At 43.0% G+C, this 21,866-nt stretch carries 27 protein-coding genes; 24 read left to right on the forward strand and 3 right to left on the reverse strand.

Features of this window, described 5'->3' with window-relative positions:
- Nucleotides 1-7 precede the first annotated feature (7 nt).
- The 9 genes from HMPREF0999_RS03405 to HMPREF0999_RS22625 all read left to right on the forward strand — a co-directional run bounded on the left by HMPREF0999_RS03405 (nt 8) and on the right by HMPREF0999_RS22625 (nt 6,325).
- A complete protein-coding gene (locus tag HMPREF0999_RS03405) occupies nt 8-295 on the forward strand; it encodes a hypothetical protein (RefSeq protein ID WP_009275179.1) in 288 nt (95 codons plus the stop codon).
- 75 nt (nt 296-370) lie between these two features.
- On the forward strand, nt 371-1,675 hold the full coding sequence (locus HMPREF0999_RS03410; RefSeq protein ID WP_010183096.1) for a reverse transcriptase domain-containing protein: 1,305 nt from the start codon (nt 371-373) through the stop codon (nt 1,673-1,675).
- Complete coding sequence (locus tag HMPREF0999_RS03415; RefSeq protein WP_009275181.1) at nt 1,672-2,157, forward strand: hypothetical protein; 486 nt, start codon at nt 1,672-1,674, stop codon at nt 2,155-2,157. The genes HMPREF0999_RS03410 and HMPREF0999_RS03415 overlap by 4 nt, the downstream gene beginning before the upstream one ends.
- 191 nt (nt 2,158-2,348) lie before the next feature.
- Nucleotides 2,349-2,591: a hypothetical protein gene (locus HMPREF0999_RS03420; RefSeq protein ID WP_009275182.1), complete on the forward strand. Its 243-nt coding sequence runs from the start codon at nt 2,349-2,351 to the stop codon at nt 2,589-2,591.
- Nucleotides 2,592-2,663: 72 nt separating this feature from the next.
- On the forward strand, nt 2,664-2,789 hold the full coding sequence (locus tag HMPREF0999_RS23120; RefSeq protein ID WP_005647379.1) for a hypothetical protein: 126 nt from the start codon (nt 2,664-2,666) through the stop codon (nt 2,787-2,789).
- A complete protein-coding gene (locus HMPREF0999_RS03425; RefSeq protein WP_009275183.1) occupies nt 2,786-3,922 on the forward strand; it encodes a GNAT family N-acetyltransferase in 1,137 nt (378 codons plus the stop codon). Before HMPREF0999_RS23120 ends, HMPREF0999_RS03425 begins: the two co-directional genes overlap by 4 nt.
- Nucleotides 3,912-4,397 carry a formyltransferase family protein gene (locus HMPREF0999_RS03430; RefSeq protein WP_009275184.1) on the forward strand — a complete coding sequence of 162 codons (486 nt, stop codon included), beginning with the start codon at nt 3,912-3,914 and terminating at the stop codon, nt 4,395-4,397. The genes HMPREF0999_RS03425 and HMPREF0999_RS03430 overlap by 11 nt, the downstream gene beginning before the upstream one ends.
- Before the next feature lie 459 nt (nt 4,398-4,856).
- Complete coding sequence (locus HMPREF0999_RS03440) at nt 4,857-5,759, forward strand: helix-turn-helix domain-containing protein (RefSeq protein WP_005857092.1); 903 nt, start codon at nt 4,857-4,859, stop codon at nt 5,757-5,759.
- A gap of 398 nt (nt 5,760-6,157) precedes the next feature.
- Entirely contained in the window at nt 6,158-6,325 is a 168-nt protein-coding gene (locus HMPREF0999_RS22625) for a hypothetical protein (RefSeq protein ID WP_008779843.1), read from the forward strand.
- Between the two features lie 88 nt (nt 6,326-6,413).
- Here HMPREF0999_RS22625 and HMPREF0999_RS03445 read toward each other — a convergent pair whose 3' ends face one another.
- Entirely contained in the window at nt 6,414-7,457 is a 1,044-nt protein-coding gene (locus tag HMPREF0999_RS03445; protein ID WP_009275185.1) for a tyrosine-type recombinase/integrase, read from the reverse strand.
- Between the two features lie 105 nt (nt 7,458-7,562).
- Complete coding sequence (locus HMPREF0999_RS03450; RefSeq protein WP_084797518.1) at nt 7,563-9,422, reverse strand: FAD-dependent oxidoreductase; 1,860 nt, start codon at nt 9,420-9,422, stop codon at nt 7,563-7,565.
- 903 nt (nt 9,423-10,325) lie between these two features.
- On the opposite strand from HMPREF0999_RS03450, the gene HMPREF0999_RS03455 reads away from it, so the two are divergent.
- The 10 genes from HMPREF0999_RS03455 (at nt 10,326) to HMPREF0999_RS22630 (ending at nt 17,503) form a co-directional block, all read left to right on the forward strand.
- Complete coding sequence (locus HMPREF0999_RS03455) at nt 10,326-10,628, forward strand: hypothetical protein (protein ID WP_008669083.1); 303 nt, start codon at nt 10,326-10,328, stop codon at nt 10,626-10,628.
- A gap of 184 nt (nt 10,629-10,812) precedes the next feature.
- Nucleotides 10,813-11,142, forward strand: a complete 330-nt coding sequence (locus tag HMPREF0999_RS03460) for a hypothetical protein (protein WP_008669085.1) — start codon at nt 10,813-10,815, stop codon at nt 11,140-11,142.
- 14 nt (nt 11,143-11,156) lie between these two features.
- Nucleotides 11,157-11,417 carry a hypothetical protein gene (locus HMPREF0999_RS03465; RefSeq protein ID WP_008669086.1) on the forward strand — a complete coding sequence of 87 codons (261 nt, stop codon included), beginning with the start codon at nt 11,157-11,159 and terminating at the stop codon, nt 11,415-11,417.
- A 698-nt stretch (nt 11,418-12,115) separates the two neighbouring features.
- Complete coding sequence (locus tag HMPREF0999_RS03470; RefSeq protein ID WP_008669088.1) at nt 12,116-12,496, forward strand: single-stranded DNA-binding protein; 381 nt, start codon at nt 12,116-12,118, stop codon at nt 12,494-12,496.
- 561 nt (nt 12,497-13,057) lie between these two features.
- Nucleotides 13,058-13,591 carry a hypothetical protein gene (locus HMPREF0999_RS03475; RefSeq protein WP_008669090.1) on the forward strand — a complete coding sequence of 178 codons (534 nt, stop codon included), beginning with the start codon at nt 13,058-13,060 and terminating at the stop codon, nt 13,589-13,591.
- A 459-nt stretch (nt 13,592-14,050) separates the two neighbouring features.
- Complete coding sequence (locus HMPREF0999_RS03480) at nt 14,051-14,365, forward strand: hypothetical protein (RefSeq protein ID WP_005836700.1); 315 nt, start codon at nt 14,051-14,053, stop codon at nt 14,363-14,365.
- Nucleotides 14,366-14,785: 420 nt separating this feature from the next.
- The gene (locus HMPREF0999_RS03485) at nt 14,786-15,286 is read left to right on the forward strand and encodes a DUF4313 domain-containing protein (RefSeq protein ID WP_008669094.1); all 501 of its coding nucleotides are present in this window, start codon (nt 14,786-14,788) and stop codon (nt 15,284-15,286) included.
- A 488-nt stretch (nt 15,287-15,774) separates the two neighbouring features.
- Nucleotides 15,775-16,029: an LPD11 domain-containing protein gene (locus tag HMPREF0999_RS03490; protein ID WP_008669097.1), complete on the forward strand. Its 255-nt coding sequence runs from the start codon at nt 15,775-15,777 to the stop codon at nt 16,027-16,029.
- A 470-nt stretch (nt 16,030-16,499) separates the two neighbouring features.
- Complete coding sequence (locus tag HMPREF0999_RS03495; protein ID WP_008669101.1) at nt 16,500-17,180, forward strand: hypothetical protein; 681 nt, start codon at nt 16,500-16,502, stop codon at nt 17,178-17,180.
- Nucleotides 17,181-17,206: 26 nt separating this feature from the next.
- Nucleotides 17,207-17,503: a hypothetical protein gene (locus HMPREF0999_RS22630; RefSeq protein ID WP_185150583.1), complete on the forward strand. Its 297-nt coding sequence runs from the start codon at nt 17,207-17,209 to the stop codon at nt 17,501-17,503.
- A 44-nt stretch (nt 17,504-17,547) separates the two neighbouring features.
- On the opposite strand, the gene HMPREF0999_RS03505 is transcribed toward HMPREF0999_RS22630, so the two are convergent.
- Nucleotides 17,548-18,192 (reverse strand): recombinase family protein, encoded by a 645-nt coding sequence (locus HMPREF0999_RS03505; protein WP_029257182.1) that lies wholly within the window; start codon nt 18,190-18,192, stop codon nt 17,548-17,550.
- Nucleotides 18,193-18,427: 235 nt separating this feature from the next.
- Here HMPREF0999_RS03505 and HMPREF0999_RS03510 point away from each other — a divergent pair, with 235 nt between their 5' ends.
- The 5 genes from HMPREF0999_RS03510 to HMPREF0999_RS03530 are packed head-to-tail and all read left to right on the forward strand — an operon-like array spanning nt 18,428 to nt 21,787.
- On the forward strand, nt 18,428-19,477 hold the full coding sequence (locus tag HMPREF0999_RS03510) for a hypothetical protein (RefSeq protein WP_008669104.1): 1,050 nt from the start codon (nt 18,428-18,430) through the stop codon (nt 19,475-19,477).
- Between the two features lie 18 nt (nt 19,478-19,495).
- Nucleotides 19,496-19,942 carry a hypothetical protein gene (locus tag HMPREF0999_RS03515; protein ID WP_007761496.1) on the forward strand — a complete coding sequence of 149 codons (447 nt, stop codon included), beginning with the start codon at nt 19,496-19,498 and terminating at the stop codon, nt 19,940-19,942.
- Between the two features lie 10 nt (nt 19,943-19,952).
- The gene (locus HMPREF0999_RS03520; protein WP_005836719.1) at nt 19,953-20,348 is read left to right on the forward strand and encodes a hypothetical protein; all 396 of its coding nucleotides are present in this window, start codon (nt 19,953-19,955) and stop codon (nt 20,346-20,348) included.
- Nucleotides 20,345-20,902 (forward strand): hypothetical protein, encoded by a 558-nt coding sequence (locus tag HMPREF0999_RS03525; RefSeq protein WP_008669107.1) that lies wholly within the window; start codon nt 20,345-20,347, stop codon nt 20,900-20,902. The genes HMPREF0999_RS03520 and HMPREF0999_RS03525 overlap by 4 nt, the downstream gene beginning before the upstream one ends.
- A gap of 24 nt (nt 20,903-20,926) precedes the next feature.
- Entirely contained in the window at nt 20,927-21,787 is an 861-nt protein-coding gene (locus HMPREF0999_RS03530) for a hypothetical protein (protein WP_005836721.1), read from the forward strand.
- The last annotated feature ends 79 nt before the right edge of the window (nt 21,788-21,866 follow it).

Below are 21,866 nucleotides of genomic sequence, written 5' to 3' on the forward strand. Positions count from 1 at the left end.
TTTCCGCATGAAAAATAATACCTTTGTGTTTCAAAGGGTGGCGTTTCCTTTAAGCCGTGTGGTTTTTCGTGGGTACAACAATGCGAATGCGAATGGTGGTGTGTCGTACGCGAATGCGAATAACGATGCCTCGAACTCGAACTCGAATATCGGTTCCCGTCTGAACAACAATCGAAGGAAATTCAAATCGGCGTACAACACCGGGGACTTGTCCCCACCGTGGAGCCGAGGGAAACAAGCCCCAGTAACAGCGGCCCGGAAGGGTTGGAAAACTGAAAAAACAAGCGTCGGGTAGAGTTTGGTAGGCCGTAAGGCTCGAAGAAGTCAGGCCCGGGAGATTGAAGGCCGTGTGGCCGTAATTTGATATAAAATGCGTAGAGAAGGTTACATAGTAGAAGAGATTATAGAACCGTCCAATATGGAGGATTCCTTTAATCAAGTCCTTCGCGGCACGAAAAGAAAGCGTAGCCGCCAAGGGCGTTACCTGCTTGCGCATAAGGAAGAGGTGTTGGATGAACTGACCGCACTTATCTCATCCGGAAGTTTCCGGGTGAAGGATTATCATGAACGGGATATAGTGGAAGGTGGCAAGTTACGACGTATTCAGGTACTAAGCATGAGAGACCGTATCGCCGTACACGCTATCATGACCATCGTAGACAAGCGTTTGAGGAAACGGTTTATCCGAACCACTTCGGCCAGCATCAAAAAACGTGGCTCGCACGATCTGATGGCGTATATTCGCCGTGATATGAAAGAAGATCCGGAAGGCACGCGGTTCTGTTATAAGTTTGACATCAAGAAGTTCTACGAAAGCGTGAAACAAGATTTCGTGATGTATTGCGTGAACCGGATATTCAAGGACAGGAAGCTCATCGCCATGCTGGATAACTTTGTCCGGCTGATGCCTGAGGGTATCAGTATCGGCCTGAGGAGTTCGCAGGGGCTGGGCAATTTGTTGTTGTCTGTTTATTTAGATCATTTTTTGAAAGATAAGTACGGTATCCGTTATTACTATCGATATTGTGATGACGGTGTCGTGCTCGGTAAAACGAAAGCGGAATTGTGGAAGATTCGTGATGCCGTCCATGAGCGGATAAACTCTATCGGGCTTTCCATAAAGCCAAATGAGAGGGTGTTCCCGGTGGGCGAGGGCATTGACTTTTTGGGGTACGTGATTTATGCTCCGGACCATGTCCGGCTCAGGAAGCGTATCAAGCAGAAATTTGCCCGAAAAATGCACGAGGTAAAATCGAGAAGAAGACGGCGTGAGCTGGTTGCCAGCTTTTATGGCATGGCCAAGCATGCGGATTGTAATATGTTGTTTAAAAAATTAACAGGCAAAGAAATGAGATCATTTAAAGATTTGAACGTTTCCTATAAGCCGGAGGACGGCAAGAAACGTTTTCCCGGCACTGTGGTAAGCATCCGGGAACTGGTAAACCTTCCCATCATAGTGAAAGACTTTGAAACGGGAATCAAGACAGAGCAGGGCGAGGACCGCTGTATCGTGAGTATCGAGCAGAATGGCGAGTCCAAGAAGTTTTTCACTAATTCGGAAGAAATGAAAAACATCCTTGCGCAGGTAAGGGAAATGCCGGACGGTTTTCCGTTTGAGACAACGATAAAGACGGAAACGTTTGGCAAAGGTAGAACCAAATACGTGTTTACATGAAACGAGTAGAAGGAAGTGCCGGTGTGTCGCTGCTGGAATGCACGAACCCGGTGAAAGGAAAGTGGCGCGTCCGCTGGGACGTGCAAAAGAAGGAAGACGGTTCCGCTTCTTACATGGAAGAGGAGTTCAACCATAAGCCGACCGACGAGGAGATACGGTCAACGGTCACGGCCTGGTATAACCGGGAGACTGACAAGGCCATCCTTTCCGGATTCACATACGAGGAAATTCCGGTATGGCTGTCCGGCGAGAACCAGTTCAACTATAAAGCCGCATACGATCTTGCCGTCCAAACGGGAGGGCGGAACCTGCCGGTGACGTTCAAGCTGGGTGCGGATGATGAGCCGTATTACAGGACGTTTGAAACGGTCTCAGACCTTCAGGATTTCTACGTGAAAGCGATGAAGCACATACAAGATGCGTTGTCTGAAGGATGGAAGAAAAAGGACGCATTGGACTTGGCTTTGTATGAAGCCGGGTAATGGATGAATCCCTGCGGGGGAAGGGATAGAAAAAAGCCCCCGGCCTGTTAAAACAGTCGTCTCACTTACTATTCAACTTTACACACCCAAGCGGCGCGCGGCCGGGGGCAAATGCCCTCTGCCACGCCACTTGGGTGTTTTTTTGTTGTTTAATAAGTGAGACATTGCAAAGGTACTAAATTTTTGTTTGTATGAAAGTGATAGAGATACTAAACTTCAATCGTGAGTTGTTGAAAAAGTTACATGAGACGGGAATACGCCTCGAAGATACCCAGTATATTGACTTGTATTCCGATTATATGAATCTGTACAAGAATGGTGAAAAAGTGTCCTATATTGTAGCTATACTTTCTGAAAGGTATGCCGTGAGCGAACGGAAAGTGTATGGTCTTTTGAAACGTTTCCAAAGTGACTGCACAAGCGGTGCAGTATAACGTTCGGTTTAAATTAGTTCGTCCAATAGTTTGGCTCTACCTTTGTTCCAAACCCATAAAACAAAACAAAGTATGAGCAAGTACACTTACAAGCCGCAATATGGCGTAATCGTCATTTGCACAGATGAAAAAGAACAAAAGGAGATTTACGAACGTCTCTTGAAAGAAGGTCTAACCCTTAAAGTGGTGAATGTATGAAAATAGAGGTACAACACCATTGTAGCGACTTCAACAGCTATCGGGCCGCACGGGTAAAAAGCCTTTTCAACGCAGAAAAAGGCTGTGATTGGGAAAAGACAGTAGAGCTACCAATCGAGGACCGGGAATGGCAAATCGGACTGATAGTCGGACCATCCGGTAGTGGAAAAACCAGTATTGGAAACAAAATATTCAAAGAACCTATTTATGACCTCTATTCCGGCTGGGATAAGGATAAGCCGATTGTGGACTGTATTGCTCCTGACGGAGACTTCAACACGGTGACGGGTATGCTTTCGGCCGTTGGCCTTGGTGATGTTCCGGCATGGCTCCGGCCATTTCATGTGTTGAGCAACGGCGAGAAGTTCCGGGCGGGCCTTGCGCGTTTGGCGTGCGAGCGACCGCAGCACGCCGTGGTGGACGAGTTTACATCAGTCATTGACCGGCAGATAGCCAAAGTCGGAGCCGCGGCATTCTCGAAGACGTGGAGACGTGGCGGAGGGCAGATCGTGCTTCTTTCCTGCCACTATGATATAATCGAATGGCTACAACCTGACTGGGTGTATGATACTGCGGAGGCACGGTTTTACGACCGTGACTGCCTTCGGCAACGCCCAAAACTCGAACTTCAAATTTATAAAGTCAGGGGAACTATATTCCCAAGATTGTTTAAGCGGCATTATTATTTAGACCTTCCTATGCCGGTTGCGGCCGAGTATTTCGTGGGCTTTGTCGGTGGTGAGCCCGTCTGCCATTTAGCGGTAACACCACTCTTTACGGCAAAGGCTTACCGGTCCACCCGGTTGGTAGTACTTCCCGAATGGCAGGGAATAGGTGTTGGTACTAAATTTTTAGCGGCCGTTTGTGAATATCATCTTCAGGGACATGGTAGATGTGGTAAACCTTACCCGGTGTTCTTTCACACTTCACACCCGCAACTATGTGGAGCGTTACGTCACTCTAAAAAGTGGATACAAACCGGAGCACATTTATATGGAGTTAATAAAGGGCGCAGCGCGGCTTCGATGGCACGTTCGGCCCAAAGGTTAAATAAGTCTGATCGTGCGGCAACCGGTTATGGCGGCCATTTCAGGGCGGTTCAGGCATTTAAATATATAGGGAATGGTAATTAAAATATTGGGAAATTGCGAGTCGGTGGCATTCAAAGCGGCCGAAATGTTCGTTAAGGCAAAAGGGCATACGCTTTGGTGTGAGGGGTATCGTTGTGACCTTGCCATTGCGCCACTCCTTACGGTGAAAGTTTCCGATGAAGAACTGAAAGAGGCGAACTGGGGTACGTTGATATTCCATCCGTCCCCATTACCTTATGGGCGCGGGGCATCATCTATCAAATGGGCGTATAAACGAGGGGAACCGATAACCGCCGCCACATGGTTTTGGGCAGACTCCGGCTATGACACCGGCGATATTTGCGAGCAGGAGATAGTAAAAATAGACTATGGTATGCGGCCTCGCATCTTTTATGAACAGGAGATCATTCCGGCCATGATCCGGACGTTAGGACGTTGTTTGGATAACATCGGGAAAGGCATTATACGTCGCATCCCGCAAGTAGAAGCCTATTCGACATACGATAAAAGGCTATAACAACCCATCTTAACTACCTTGTAAAGGTACGAAAAAAGTATGGAATAAACAACTTTAGTAGACGCTTTTTTACCACAGCCGGCAATAAAAAACGGTATTCAAATAGGGTTAGAAGTCCATTTGAATGCCGTTTCTTTTTATGTATAAAGAAGGTGTTTTGCTTTGATTTTGCAAATAGACGGTTACTTTGCGGATTAAATTTGAAGCACATTTCGTTTTTGTTTCAATAAACGCATTTCGTTTTTCACAACCATCACGTTTCGTTTTGCGGGATTTACATACAGATAATTTTTCTTGTTCCCATATAATTATTATTTAAAAGTTTTTATTGAAAAAATAGCGGTTATTTGGGGTGTAGACTGTATCAATTCCACAGATATAATAACCAATTTCATCGGACGGTGAGAAACGTATGAAAGAAAAGGTTATCTTTGCAATCGAAGCCAAATACAATTGAAGATGAATGAGATAAAGAGAATAGACACTGTGCAGCAATACAACGATTATTTCGGTATGGAAACGTTGCATCCGCTGGTTACGGTCATCGATGCGCGAGAGGCTAATCCGGTACATTTCTGTCCGAAACTCTATAATTTGTATGCTATCTTGATGAAAGACCCGGACTGTGGTACTCTTAAATATGGTCGTAGCATCTATGACTATCAGCAAGGCACGATGCTTTTTCTCGCTCCGGGGCAGGTCATGGGGTCTGACGATGACGGTCAGTTGCATCAACCCGGTGGATGGCTGCTCGCTTTTCATCCCGAACTGGTACGTAACACTCCGTTAGCCCAATTCATCAAAAACTATAGTTTCTTCTCCTATTCCGCCAATGAAGCACTCCACTTGTCTGAACAGGAAAGGCGAACCATTATTGACTGCATGTGCAAAATCAGAGAAGAATTGCTCCATCCCATAGACAAGCATACGAAATCACTGATTACAGACAATATAAAACTCCTACTTGATTATTGTGAGCGGTTCTATGACCGTCAATTCGAAACGCGGGAGAATGTGAATCTTGACATCTTAGCCCGATTTGAGCAAACGCTGGATGATTATCTTGCGTCCAATCTTCCCATAAGTAAAGGTACGCCCACCGTGCAGTATTGTGCCGACAAGCTTTGCCTGTCGGCTAACTATCTAAGCGACCTTCTGAAAAAGGAAACCGGTGTTTCTGCGTTGAAACATATCCAGCAGAAGATGCTCGATATAGCGAAAGAGCGTGTATTCGATGTCACCAAATCCATCAGCGAGATATCCTACGAATTGGGATTTCCATATCCGCAACATTTCAGCCGTTGGTTCAAGAAAATGGTTGGGGTTACACCTAATGAATATAGACAAAATCGAAACAATTAGACATTTAAACCACGGATCGTAATATTGCGATCACGGTTTAGTCAATCATAAAGGCACGGACATAACGGCAAGATGTCTGCGCCTTCGTATTTCCTAGTCCTTATCAATTCAACGTCATGTAACAATATGAAGTTTGCATGTATGGATCTTTACACGGTTCCCCCGTCGGGAATCGTGCTACCTCGTGCGTGCCGTTTCGGACAGTAAGTCCTAAATGTTAAATGAGTAGTGAGATGTAAAGAGACAAACGGTAAAATAAACGATAATGTAAAATGAATCGAAAAACAGAAGTGATTGAGAATAAAGAAGTATGGAGAAAAAAAATGTCTCTTTCTTACGCAGAAAGAGACAACTCTCAGAATGACGGATAAATAGTATAAATTCTATCTTGGGGTGACTTGGTGACCGATTACAATATCTATCAAGATTATCATTATAAGCTGACGGTGAATATCGCCGGCCCTAATAGTGCCGACCTCCGTGTAACGATAACAAACGGCAACGTGGCTGTCTTTGATGATGTGGACAATGTCGAGAATACCGTTAATTTTGGTGAAGAGAAATAGTATCCATTCTAAGGGCTGTGCAGGAATGCCTTGACGAATCTACCCTTTGGCATTCCTGCATGAACTATCTTAAATAAATGAGAATAACTTAGAGGCAATCGAGGAAATGAGCTTCTTGCATTTCTTGCCGATTGTCTCTTAAAGCCATCACCTTATTTTTACTTCTTTGTCGGGTGGAAGAGCTGCGAACCAAATTGTTCAACATATTATCGGAGGCCCTGTCTATTTTAGATACTGATATCCGGCCAAGATAGATCTCGATAGTCCGTAGGGACATATGTCCTAAGGATTGGCTGATAATGCCGATTTCCGAATTCGCCTCCAGCATCATGGAAGCCCAGCTATGCCGCATCACATAGGTAGTGAATGGCTGTTCGAAGTGTAATTGCTCTCCCATTTTCTTTAAGTGGCGGTTCACTCTCCGAAGCGCGGACTGAGCCGTGACTTCTCCCTCTCCGCTGATTTTCTCGTGTAAGAAAGGGAATATCCACGGGTTATTGAAACGCCGATAAGAGAATATGATGTTCTTTATCTCGGGGGTGATCTTTACTTGCATCGCTACGCCAGTCTTGCTACGTACGTAGTGGATATAATCATCGTTTATATTGCTGTGTCGCAGATTAAAGACATCCACGAAGCACATACCTCTAGCGTAAAATAAGAAAAGAGCCAAGTGAAGGGCCGTACAGGCGTATGGGTTTTTGGGCCGCTCAAGAGTCGCCAGATTTTGTAGGTCGAGACTTGGCAAAGCCCTTTTCCGGGTGGGTGGGACCTTTATCTGCAGGCCAGAGAACGGGCTTTCTCTCGGAACATCCATTTGTTTATCTTGGGCGATCTTGTTGTACATTGTCTTTAGATTACGAATGTAGAAGTCCAAACTACCCGGTTTCAAGGGAGCCTGTTTCCCGTCTTCCCCTTGCATCAACCATAAAAGATAGTGATGAAGAAAATCGGTCGTTAAGTCGGCAAATATAAATTCCATTACCCTCGGACCTAAAAAGGTGGATAATTTATTCCATGCGCTTCGATAATTCCCAGCGGTTCTTCCTTTCCCCTCATCGATTTTACTATTGATCAATTCTTCTATACATTCCTGTAGCAAAGGAGAGTTGTCTGTTGTTTCTATATTCATATGATTACTATTTATGGATATAGAATAACGAAAATAGAAAAGATTGGTTTTATCAAAACCTCCCCTTACCAATTGTGATAGAGGAGGCTTTATTTTATTTATAGTTTATTTGAAAGCTTTCTCACTAATTCCGTCTCCATCGAGCCTCAATCGCTCCATATAATCCGGAACGGTACGGCCTAACGCTTTATCTACGTATAGTTTAGCCAAGTATTGAGCGAGCATGAAGCCGTGACCTTGCAAACCTACGAATAGTCCGTTATCCGGATCGATAATGTAGCGAGGCTCTACATAATAACCGGACCATGTGGCTTGTACGGGTACTGTGGCTAACGATGGAATCCAATCGCAGAACACCTCGGAGATGATCTCCATGAAACGACGGGTATTAAACTTCAACTCATCAAAGTTGCTGATCTCCGCTTTAGCGTCGACAGCGGGGGAGGCGCAAGCGATAATCTGTCCGGTCTCGGCGAATTGCTGACCGTAGACAGCGGAGAAGTCGTTACGTTTCCGGCGGTCTATCAACATATCGAGGATATCCCCGTTTTTACCCAGATTCGGTAGGCGATGGGTAATCAACGCTTGGTACTTGACCGGATAGAGGCCGGTGTAAAGGCCTAGCATGCGGGCGAAACGCTCGGCGCTATAACCGAGGGCGTTCACGAAATGATCGCATTCGTATTCGATGTATCGCTTATCATGCGTATATAATAAGACGTGATATTTTCTACCGTTTTTGTGTACTTCCACTAGGTGTGTGTCTTCCCAAACCTCACCTTGCCGCTCTTTGCCTTTGTTTCGTATAAAGTCTATCACACGCCCCGGGGTAGCTTGCCAACAATGCTGGGAGATTTGTGCGGCGAAATAGGTGTTTTGGTTCGTGTTGAAGTAGGGGGACACCTCTTTCTGAAAGTCTTTCTTGTCGATCAAATAAGCGTTGGACCAACCGCAGGAACGTTCCAGATCATTGTAGGTAGCCTCGTCGTGGGCGAACGTGATATAGCGTATCTCACGGTAATGGATATCGTATTCTTTTTGTGTCTCCTCGAATATCGTTTGGTTATTACGGGCGATCTCCGCTAATTCGGGGATCGAGAACGCTGGACGACCACCACCGATATTACGCCATGATGATCCTCGATCCGCATTAATAAGCACGGTCTTTTTACCGGCTTCCGCAAAATAACGGAACAATGCGCTACCACCTATACCTCCGCCGGCGATTAAGACTTCCGTCTTACGAACCTGCTTTCCAGAATCTACTTTATAGGTATCCGCTATCTGACGCTGTGGATACATTTCCCCTAGGACGAAGCGAGTAGATAGGGGAGCACGGGGGGTAGCGTCGCCTACCAGTTCGATACCTTTTTCCCTTAGTTTCATGCGTAGGCGGGGTATGCAGCGTTTTCCACGGCATGGCCCCATTCCTAGGCGGGTGATATGTTTTACCTCGTCGACGGAGATATATTTACGATCCCCAATGGCGGAAAGTAGCTCGTCCAAAGATACGTCCTCGCAATGGCAAACATAGGTCTCCGACTCACACTCCGGCTCTTGCTTGAAGTCGATCTCCTCCGGATAGTTTTCTTTTACGATGAATCCTGTGATATTCAATAAGGCATCGTTTTCCATTCCTGCCGCTTTCACACGGGCCACGTTTGTTTTTGTCGGCTTCTTTAATACTTTCTCAATGATACCTTCGCCTTGTTTCTTCCCGTTATCATCGACAAGCCACACCTCGGCACCTACTTCTACCTCGTATTCTACCGGTAAGAATAAGTTTTGCTTCCGGGTATCGTAGCCGAAAATAGCCAGCCCCGGACAATGGGATACGCATTGCATACAGCCGGTACATTTTTCGTAATCGATCTCGGGCGTTACGCTGGTGGAGCTTTTGGTGATTGCCTTTTGAGGACAAGCGAAAGAGCAAGGGTTACAAGCGAAACCGTATAAGCAATCCAAGCGAACGAAAGGGCGTTGGGCTTGACGCTCGGGAGTGGGCCTTGGGGACTCTTCCTTGATGCGGATCGGATGTTGCTGGGAGTCGATGTATTCCTTAGATATTTGTAATATTCTTAACTCTTTTAAAAATGCACACTTAAATATTTTATAATCAATATATTATAAGGTGTGTAGTTTTAATAGAGAAACAAATAAGGAACAAAAATAGGAATTAAAGTGATTTCTTATTTTTCTATTTGCACTCTGTTTCTTTCTTTTCGTTTGTTTGCTTTCAGAGTGCATTCCGAGCAATTTTATCTGCTCTCATCATTCGAAGAATTTGCTCCTAACTTTAACTAACAAATTATTTGCAGCTCATAAAGAGAATGCAAATTATTATCTCTTGAAGTTGTATTGCTTTAGCAAAGATAATCTTTTTTGTACAGGCAGCCAAAAATGCCTGCCTATATTTAGTTTAATTTAGTTTAGCATATATAAGGCTAACAAACTAAACCAAACTGGATTTTCATGTTACTTTTGTGATTTTCCCATTCTACTCATACAGCCAAAAGAGAAGATAAGCTCTTGCCTCTTTTCTCTTTTCGCTGCGATACTCTTTTACTTCATAGCCACTTTTTACACATATCCGTACCGAGCAAACTCCCACATGCTCGCATTTCAACTTTCGGTCTGGCTGATGGGAATTGTGTCGCAAAGGTATTTGCCATGTCTTTATTGTATGCAAGGTTGTAACCTGAAGGTTCACTACAAAATCTCCACGCTCCGCTTCGCAGAGGTAGTATTTTGTAGTGAAACCCTGCATACATAGCCATGCCACCTATTGAAGCGACATAATTTCAATCAAGCCCGAAAGTAAGTGAAATGCTACAGGAGGGAAAGTAACAAACTTAAAACTTAGTATTTATGGCAAATTATGCAACCAACATTTTCCACGCAAGAACGGAAAATAAAACAGACCTCGACAAAATAGAGGCTTTCTTGAACGACACTTTCAGCGAATTTACCAATCGATATGGTGATAGTGTAGATGCAGAATTTTCCTCTCGTTGGGTGTATCCAGAAGAAGAAATCAAAAAAATGGTAGAATCGTTGGAGGACAAAGATAAAGTCTATATCAAGATTCTATCCTATGAATTTGAAAACGAGTACGTGAGCTTTAGAATATTCTCTCAGGGAGAATGGAAGGTCAAATTAGTAACTGAATGAGTAGAAGAAGATAAAGTAAAATTATGGTCTATCCTACACTTTACTTATTTCTATAAGAGACACACGGATGGAACGATTGTCGGTGATTTCGACAACAAAATCACTGTTCGTTTCATCTGTGGCAAAGAGAGATTATTAAATACTGTTGACGAAGTAATTTTTACAATTTTACAACATAGAAACCATGACACAGATAGCAATGAAATTCGTCCAATGGGATGTGCCCGAATTGGAAAAACTGAAAGATAGCAAGGTTTACAAATTACGGGAACGTCTTGATAATGGCGACAAGTTGAGTCGGGAAGAAAAGAACTGGCTCACCCGCAATGTGAAAGAGTGCTGCTATTTCAAAAGAGGTATCGCTTTAATGGGCTACCGTTTTGACTTCTCCGATGTTCTCAAACGGTATTTTGTGAAACAACACGGACATATTGCCGAATATTATGCCATTGACAAAACCGCACTACGTTCTGTCCTATATGGTCGAATTGAAGATATAATCGAAGTACAATAAAAATCAAAAGAAGCATGAAAGTAACAATTGAACACAGCTTTTGCCCCTATTGTGACGAGGTAACTGAACTTTATTTCCGAATCATTAACACGATTCTTTTTTCTGGCAATGAGGCGGAATTGCGTGAAAGCATGAGACAGTTGGAGAAAAAAACTCCACTTGATGAGTATTTCACATACGGTTACGGTGCACGACACCTTTGGGTTTGCCAGCGATGTCCCAGCGACAAAACCAAAATATTCGAGCATCGTATTATGATGGTTGAATTTCAATGACACCTTTGGACAAATATCATCGACTGGCTGGAATGGAATCACCCATTTCAGCCTTACTTCCATTTTCCTTTTATAACTTTTTCTTTTGGCTGCGCCACTCCCTTTTGTAGAAACCAGCCATTCGCGCAAAGCGAATTGGAAACCACTTTGTGAAAAGTCTGGTTCTCCCTGCCGTTTTTCCTTCCAGTTCCATTTTTTTTCGATGCGGATATCACTATCCTCCAAGGATGGGCTGCCTACGCTTCTATCCACTCTTGGCTGCCCCATTCCTTATGCAATGACCTTTTTTCTGATTGGACGGTATTTTGTTTGTTACAGTCTCAATTCAAACCAGGCATGTCTCGCTTTGGCTTTGCTATTCTTCACTGACTTTCGGACGGATGTCTCGCCTTTGTGCCAACATTTGGATTTGCTCTTTTTCCTTATCATTACCGGTTTACTTGTTTCCCATTTTCCATAATCGCTTTTTATCGAAGCAATCATCATTTTTCCTCTGCAAAGATAGTATGCCGACGGGAACGACATGGTTGTCTTGACCAATGGCGTAGCCGCCTCAATCTTCCTTTATCGAGCCTTCGATTTTGCCTGTGGCTAAAAATAAAGCGTATTGACGCGCTATCCTTGGCGCATCCCTTAAACGACATCTACTTTTTAGGCAGTGTAAAAATTGATTTAATAACTTCTAAAAGCAATTCAACATGAAAAAGATTGAAAACAATTTCACAGTAACCGGATTCTTAGGTAAAGACGCTGAAATCCGAGAGTTCACCAACAGCAGTGTCGCACGTTTCCCATTGGCCGTAAGCCGTCAGGAAAGGAATGCCGAGGAAACCAACCGCATTTCAGCCTTTATGAATATTGAGACTTGGCGTAAAAACGAGAATACTGGGTCATTCGACCAACTGACCAAAGGTACGATGCTCACCATTGAAGGCTACTTTAGGTCTGAAGAGTGGACCGATAAGGGCGGTGTGAAGCACAATCGTATTGTTATGGTGGCTGTCAAGTTTTATCCTCCTATCGAAAAGGAGGATGTTCCTGAAAAGCCGATAAAACCCGTGAAAAAAGGCAAGAAATAATTCTTGCCTTATCATGAACAAAGCGACCTTCTGGTCGCTTTGTTTTGCTCATGACCGGATTAATACGCATCATACTTTTATAAGTGGCTGTTGCGATGCCAAACTCCAAATGAAATCTTCACCCGGTAATACTGTTATACTTAGCTCCGCTTGATGAACAGGCAGATTACGATTTTCAATAGAAAAAAGAAGACTCTCTCAATTCCATACCTTTGAGTAGCTTTCCAGTCCCTCTTATAACCATGTATTCTTCCCAGAAGTGAGGTTACATCCGCCGTCCATTAATTTTACAGTGCGAAGTTAAGTCGGAAGTGAACCTGCAAGGCGCGTTTCATTTGCAGTCAATGCCGTTCAAATGAAATCCTTCGGATTCCGCTTCCTCCTTGCATTGTTCCCTTCTTCCGCCTTGTGGTTTGCACGTAAAATCAAATCCCACCGGACGAGGTAAGAGCCTCTGAAGGGAAGGGAAAATAAAAAATTAGAATAGAGTTTATACAGAATAAAGAACAGGGCTTATGATTATCAGTACCCTAAAACTTTATTCTATATAATGTCTAATGTATGAAACAAATAATTTGGTCAAGTGATGCTCTATTGGATGAAACAGCAAGAGAGTACTATCAAAATTTCAAGCGAGAAGAACTGGACGATGATGCCTACAAAGTCAGCGATGAAGAGTGGTCGGACGAAGTGTATAATGAATTGGGGGATGAGCGGAAGAACCTAAACAAGGATGTCAATGGAGTCATTATTGCATTTGGAGATTTAGGATTGTGGAACGGACGCAAACAAGGCTATCAAATTTTGGGTGACAACATTGCCAGGATATTACAATCTACACAGTATGATGCAGAGTGGTACGGTGACGGCTACGATATACGAGGCCGTATGTCGCACCATGATGGCACGAATTATGTTTTGTACCGTGTCGCTGAAAATCGTGACGACGCAGAACAGATTGCCGCAAAAATCTACAACTATGAAATTGACGAGAATGGTTTTCGCCAAGTTACACGTTCCCTCCACCCCTATGTGGCAGCAGTGTATGGCTGGAAAACTCTACAGGACAACCTCGTTCAGGTAAAAAGCCTGTAACCTGTACTTAAACAAATGCCGTAACGCTTTCTCAAGAGGCTGTTACGGCACTTGTGTTTTATGCCGTATATTTCTGCAAAAATGTGGTGGGAAACCAGTCCTTTTTACACATTTATGAATGTCCCCGCCCAACTGTTGTAGGTGGCCGCTTGTGTCAGTTTCCTTTTTTAGACTCCGGCTCTCCTTTATAGCCCCATCCCAGCTACCCCCCTATATTTCTGTCCCGCAAGCCTGGTTATTTCCCTGCAAAATTCGATTGTCGGCTGTCTGTCCTGTCAAGGACCGCTGACACTTGCTGCTGTAAAATCTTCCTCTCCGAAATATCGAAGAGTGTATTTTCCGCATCCTCCTTGCCTGTTCTGGCCGCCAATCCCGTGGGCAGAAAAATAATCAACCTTTCGGTACAGGAAGTATCGAAGGGAAATAAATAAAATATTAATCTTTAAAATTTGAGGCATTATGACATTCAGAGAATTTATGTTAGAGAACGGTTATGAATTGCAAACAACCTTTTGGAATGATTTTTCCATTGCTGACCGATTTGGTCTTTCGGCGGTACAGGACACTTTCAACCGTGCTTTTAAGGAGTGGAAAGAGAACTACAAGTATCTCACGGAACTGGTTTTAGTGCTTAACCATAAGATATGGCAGTATTATGAAACAAGGCCAGAAATTGCGACATTGTATAATACCCTTTGGGCACAAGCCAGTCAATATGCAATGGAGTATCTGAAAGATGACGAGCTAAGCTATTATTATGATGTAACGGATTGAATGCTTCAGCTCCTCCCACAGGAACAAAAGAAAGCCGGCTTTTGTCGGCTGTTCTTTGTGTGGTCATTCCCTTTTTTATCACTCCGTTTTACCCTTGTATAAAACGAAATTATTTCGTTTCAGGCTGCTACCAGTCAGGACTTGTTTTTTCCTGTGCAAAGGTATTGCCACGGAAAAACATTCAAGTACCGCTACGCTATTTGAACACAATTTTTCAGTAGCTTTCCCGATTTTCAATCGCTCAAATGTCGCATACGCTCCATACCGCAACTGTAAAAATTCTGTCCAAATTCCTTGCCTGCTTTTCCTTAAAGGCAATCTTGAATGCACGTAAAAATCAAATCCCGACTGGAGGAGCCTAAAGGCTTCCGAAAAAAGGGAAAAAAAGAATATGATGTTTAATAGCTAAATTTTAAAAGTATGGAAATTCAATTTGTGATTGTTCGTTCAGAAAATACAGAGTATTTGTGTCACAATGTAAATGGAACGTATATGGATGTCAGCGACCCATCAACAGAATTTGTTTCTGGAGAGGATGAATTTTGCTTGGTAGAGCCGGACAGCTCCCTAATGCGGAAAGAATACGAGTTTCGTGGAGAACGCTTTTATCTCATGCCTCAATTTTATGGCAATGGCTGGTTAGCACTTACTTTGCAAAGTGTGGAAGATGAAGCAGAGTATATCGTGCTATCCGTCAATTTGGAGAGCATGGATGCACTCGATTTGCCAGACCGTACATTTATTGATGTGAACCATTATCCGGATGCAATGGAGTTTCTGGAGACAAATAATTTAGCGACTTATTCCGGTTACAAGCGTAGAAGCGGATTTGTGGAATATCCAATGGCGGTATTGAATCTTCCTTTGCTTTATCAGCATGCCCCGCAGATTTTCCAAGAGGCGAATATCGAATGTTTTTAAATGGTTTTCTGAAAGTATGGTACTGATGACTACCAAAGAGATACCGTACTGGTTAAATCCTATCGGTATGGTATCTTCTTTTGCCCGAAGACAGGCGGCAGCCACCTTTTTTACAGATTGCCCCGTGCCCACTTTTTTAATTTCCTTGTTTCCCTTTTATAGCAGCGTAACTGCCTGCTCTCTTTTACAGTCCTTATGTAATGAATGTTGATATTTCTTGTCGTTATCCAGACTTTCGCCCGGTCTTGTTTTCGTGTGCAAAATTACGGCGAACGAACGCTATCCAAGTATCGCTACGCTATCCGAAATGAAATTTGACGTAATCTTCCTAAATCATAGATTTCGGTATTCATAAAATTTCATTCCCGATTCCTTGCACTGCGTTCCTGCTTCGTCGTTTGGGACGCACATGAAAAACAACCCTTCAGGCAAAGTCGAAAAACTTGAAAAAAGGGAAAATAAAAAACTTAATTAAAACGAAAACGAGTATGACAATAGAAGAAGTATTACAGCATGATTTAAAATTCAGGTATATGTTATTGGGTCGTTTGCAAGCCGACTGTGAATATTATCTTGGCTTTGGAAACAAAAGTCCTCGTCGTTTGTGGGCTGGTTCTGAAAAGACACAAATTGAGTATATGACGAAAATCCACGACAGCTTCCGGGGAAACGAAAAACCCGAATGGCTGACAATGGAGCAAATCAAAGAATACAGCAAGGCTATGGAAGTAACACAAGAATAATTCAAAAAAATACCGTAACGACCTTTAACGGAGGTGTTACGGTATTACATTATTACAAACAAGGGTCGGGGTTTGAGAACATACCCTCTTATAATTGAGAGGGCAATAATAGTCCTTCTTTTATAATTATATCATTCTATTCCTTTTTTATATTTCTGCAAAAAGAATAGCATTCCTCTTTTATATTAATTATTTTTCATTTTATCTCCCATCTATTCTTCATCCTATCACCGGTTTGGTTTTATCAGATGCAAAGGTCGGCTGTCGCGCTTGATTCGGCTACTTGAAATGTATTTCTTGCAAAATTCTTCCTTCCTGCGCAAGAGTAATTTGGCAAGAAAAGTTGCCGTATGAAGCTGTATCAACAGCCGTTTGCCGCATCCATAAATCCCAAAACGGTTCAATCAGTAAAGAACCGACAATAGGGAAAATAAAAGTTAATACTAACCAATTTTTAAACAATTAAAATCATGCCCAATTATGTAACAAACCGTTTAGAAATAAACGCAGACAGAGAAACAGTACAAAATGTGATGGATTTCTTAAAAGGAGAAACTGATGAAGACAGTACGCCTTGCTATATTGATTTCAACAACATTATCCCTATGCCAAAGGACCTACTGATAGAGGCGTCCACTTCTGGGGAATTTGGTATGAAATATCTCAAAGCAATGCAACGCAAGCCATTCAATTCTCCGGACGATTTGAAAGTCATTCAATGGATGGAAGGATTGACGGAAGAAGGCAGAAAAGAAGCGTTACAGCTTGGAGTATTGTATCTGGAAAATCAAAGAAAGTACGGTTATACCACTTGGTACGAGTGGTCTATCGCCAACTGGGGTACAAAATGGAATGCCCTTAATCAGAATTTTGAAGAACCGAACGTGCTTTGGTTTGATACGGCTTGGGCAGGTGTGCCGCTGCTTATCCAAACACTCTCCGAGAAATTTCCGGACATCGAGTTTCTGTATGCCTATGCGGATGAAGACCTTGGTTCCAACGTGGGTAAAGGGATTATCCGAAATGGAGAAACCGACATGACATTCCCCGATGACGGAAGTAACGAAGCCTTTGAAATTCTTTTTTTCGTAAAACCGGAATTAAAGGAATACTTGGAACTGACAGACGAGGGGTACAGGTGGAAAACCTAAACATTCCCGGACAGACAATATCCAACATGGATTCAGGGTATATCGCAACCGATGTATCCTGGATTCCTGTTGCCGGAAGCTCCGTTTATATTTATTCCATTCCACTCCCTTTTTACAATTTCACGCCTCTTGAACCAGTCTTTTTGGCCGTATGTACCCATCCCTTGGCTGGCCTACTTATCATCTTTGAAACTGCTTTTACTGAAACCGCCAAACACGCCCTTCAGGAGCTTGCCGACAACCCAGAATACCAGCAATACAATTATAATATCTCCCATAAGTCTTACTTTTATAGTTTTAACAATAATAAAAATACAAAATAATAACCGAAAAACAAATATACGATCTTGATTATGTGAAAATTCTATCAGGAATCACCTTCATTTGTTCCGTCCTCTTCCGGTTTCTGTTTGACACGCGGACCGCTGGTTTGGCCACGATCAAGTTTTACGCCATATTTATTGAGTATGCGCCAAATAGAACTTTTGCTGCTAAAACCGCTTGCAGCCCAAATATCATCGAAAGAATGACCGTTGATATACATATCCACGATTGTCTTATCTCGTTCAGCTTTAGGTAATACCTTTGGCACAGCCGGGGCTTTGATATTCTGGCGTAACTTCTCGACATGAGCGGAATATTTTCGTAGTGCGGCAATTTCTTCCGGAAATGCCCCTATTATCCACAACACATCGGCTGCTGTCGTACCGGGGAATAATTCACCGCGAGTATCAACTCTATCATGAATGGATATGACACGTACAATTTTGATACGGCATAGTTCGATGAACGCGGCCAGTTCTCTTAAGCCGCGTGCGGCATTGCTGAATTTGGATATGACTATTTCATCGCCCCTTTGAAGATTCGCCATAAGCTGTTTCCACATAGGTCTCAATGTTTCATGTTCAACTGTTTCCTCTACGATTTGTACACAACCGTATCGCTGCATCCATTCTCTCTCAGCATCAAAACTGTCATTATTTTCCTTGAATATATAGCCAACTTTTGCCATTTTAATATACACTGTTTTGATAACAAGTGCAAATATAGCACTTTCATTTGAATCTAAAATCATATCGTGGAAAAAATCTCGCTGAATCCTTTTTTTAGCTCTTTTTCTTGCACTTATTTTCATTGACAATCATATTGTTAATATGATACCAAAAATTATACTAAATGCGATATAAAAGGGCTTTTGCAACAAAAATAATATATAGATTTGCATTGTTAAATATGAATTGTTGAATATGAAAATTTTAAAATCATACTACAAGGCTCCATCATTTTTGACTGGAAGATGTATCGTTTCATTGACCATATTGGGCCTGATATCATGCAGCGATAGAAATGGCAAATCATTGTCTGAAGCTACGAACGATCCTGCCGGAATATACAGGGAGTATTTGTACAATATACGACGTCAGAAAGATTCTTCATTTCAAGTATTGACCGAACATATCCTACAATGGCAAACTGTAAAAGACTCTGTTTTTAGGCATTTCCGGAATGATACGATCAGTCACCCCCATTCCAATCAGCGTGAAGAGTGTATCAGACTGCATGATTCTATCCGCATTGAGTTCTCACGCTTAGCCCTCTCAAAGACGCGTACTTATCAGGAACTTTTAGCTCTCAAAGGAGAGTTCTCACCTTATAACAATGATGAGGAACTGCATCATGCCGCTGGAGAAATCCGCCCATTTTTCAACTCACTGGATAACCTTCCGTTTCATAAGGGTAACAAAGAGCAAATCCTTGCGGCATACCGTATGTTACTGACCCGAACTATCCGTAATGGCATACATAGCCGCAATGAACTGATTACTTATATCACTAAAGAAGATGCCATATTCCGTGCGTTCCTCTCTCACTTGCACGATTTCGAGGGTGAGAGTATGGCTGACATCACACGTGGTACCGAACAGTGTTGTTCGCAGATATTCCTTGCCGCCGAGAGAAAAGAGATTACCTATCGGGAGGCTATGCTTTATTTGACGATGCGCACCAACCGTCGCCAAATACAAAATATGCAGATTTGTATAGAAGATGTTCGGAACAAAAAAATCAAGACCTCTTCGCAAGCACATGCCTATATATGGATGCTTATCCAACCTTATACTTCATTGGACGGATTCTCTATGACATTGCTTTCCGATAAAGAACGGAAACAACTTGACCGGATGGCGGCACAGACACCTGTGACGTTCAAAACCTTGAGCCGAATCCTGCAATCGGAAAGTGGTCAACTGACTGAATTGCCAGGAATGCTTATGGATATTTTCATACAGACGCTCTAACAATATAAAAATATGAATATGTTACGACATTTTTTCAATGACTTTATGACATTTGTCCCTCTGCAACTACCGCAACTGCTTGATGTGACGACAATGGAGGAAGCACAATTCTACGGTGACTACGCCCTACTGACCTTCCCGCTACGCGACCCTTACGACTTGGAGGAAGTGATGGATCTGTTTGAGGACGATATGGAGCTTATAACTCTCTACCACCACATCCCCACGCACGCTGACAAATTCGGGCATAGCACCTGTGCATACTCCAACCCAGCATTTGGACAGATGTTCAAGATGAATTGCAAGACAGATGCAGACGGTAAGGTAAATAGCATTCTTGTTACCATCTATGATTCTCTTGAGCAGATGTACGGCGAGCTGTGCCTTGATTTGGAACTTCATTCCAAAAGTGGTACATTCAAGTATAAGAAGAACAAAGACGATCTCTTGATGAATTTCCTTTAATGGCCATGTTATGCGGGATACACTATACCGACAAATGGTTTATTGGATTAGGGAATACCGGACGTGGATAGAGGTTGTTGATGACAATTTCTACAAGGAGTATGCTTTGTCAAGAAACGGATATATCAACTACATTGTTTCCCGCACGTTGATACTGCGGGCTTACAAAGACAAAGGCTCATACGCCAAAGGCATGACATGGACAATTCCAGAACATAAACTGGATAAGGCATTGGCAGCCTACCGCAAGCAGGAGCATACGTTCAAGCAACGTATTAAGAAAGCAGCGATATACCTTTCACCGAGGGATGCCGAAGTTATCATCCTGTTGGCCACCCACAATATTGTCCAATTAGAGTTGGTGATACCACCCATTCAAATACGCGAAAAACCCTATTATTTATGATTTGGAATATACTACAACTTATCTTCTGTATAATACTTTTCGTATTGCCATTAACATTGTACAAGAGCCACCGTTCTTTTATGGTAAGGTTCTATGATGCTATGATACACAGTGTAAAGGCTCGTAAACTATATGTACGGGTCGTATTGATTTTGCTATTGCTCTTCCACTATGTTTACATCAGCGGACATGTTGGAGAGTTAGGTATTTTTCTTTCAACCGCTGTCTGTGCCACTATATATTCATTTAGGAGAGCGGACAAGTTATTAAGAGGTTTATGTGACCGACCATGTATGTTTGCCATACTCTCATTGGTGGCATTGGCCATCAGTTTTGTTCCACACTTGTACACGACGGCGGTAACTGCCGCCTATCTTCTTTTGGCTGCCCTGTTCTATCCCTCTGTTCGGGTTATGACCGAATTTCAGGACATAGGCATAATCTCTGAATGGATGAAATTCCCCGGACTATTAGCCGAAAGTTATTATGACCATCATCACGCGATATTGCCGCAAGATGCGGATAGCGGCAACACTGATATATCCGCACAATAGTAATAATTTAAAAATGAAATGAAAATGAAAACCAAGCAGAAAATAGCTGTCCCTATATTGGCAGACAGAGAAGTATTTGACTACCTCAAGGAAAAAGTCGGTGAACGAAAAACAAAGACAGAAGCCTTCTGTGATTTGTTGGATAAATCTTTGGCAGGTTTTGTTTCCCCTTTTTTAAGGAACAAAGGCTACGAACTTCAACCCAACCAGTGCCACGTGACTGTTTCCGACCTTTCATCGGAATGGCATTGGCATAGGGCTACTGTCCGTTCTTTTTTGGATGTAATGGAAGAGTTCGGCTTGTTGAATCGCATCCGGCTTTCCAAAAGCGTCATCATTACCATGACTGTGCAAACCAGCCAATCCACGGAGTCTTGCAATGGACAGAAGAAGTTGAACCTTGCAGAACAGCTACGTGAGGTATTGTCCGATTGGATAATCGGCAAAGTGTCCCTTGACGAGACCGGTATCAAGTGTGAACAACTTGTTCGTCGGGCAATGGATGAAGCTGGCATATGCGATAACTGCCCATCTCCGGACAGTATCACTCGCATCAATCTGGCAGCGGATGATGATGAACGGGCTGTCAAGATTCGTATGGTAGCTTTGGAGTGCATTGCATTTGCCGCCATACAACGGGCACTGCGTAAGTCGAGATTCGACGACAGTGCAGAGTTTATGGACTACTTCCGATTGGAATTGTATGGGGACTGGACAGGACTTGTCGCAACTTCGAAAGGTATTGCCGGGCTTATTCTTGATGTAGATAGGGATGACAATACCGATTATGATGAAGATGACAGGGAGTTCCTTAAAACGCTTTTTAAGCCTTTTCTGGCATTCGCTGCAAAGGCACAAGAGGCAACGTACCAGATTGGAGATTGAAAACAGAACGTATAACCGCAACAATCTACTTTTGTATCCAGTGAAGATCCCTGCCAGTTATAGAAGGCATCTGGGCTTG

Source organism: Parabacteroides sp. D25 (assembly GCF_000307475.1).
GTDB lineage: Bacteria > Bacteroidota > Bacteroidia > Bacteroidales > Tannerellaceae > Parabacteroides > Parabacteroides distasonis.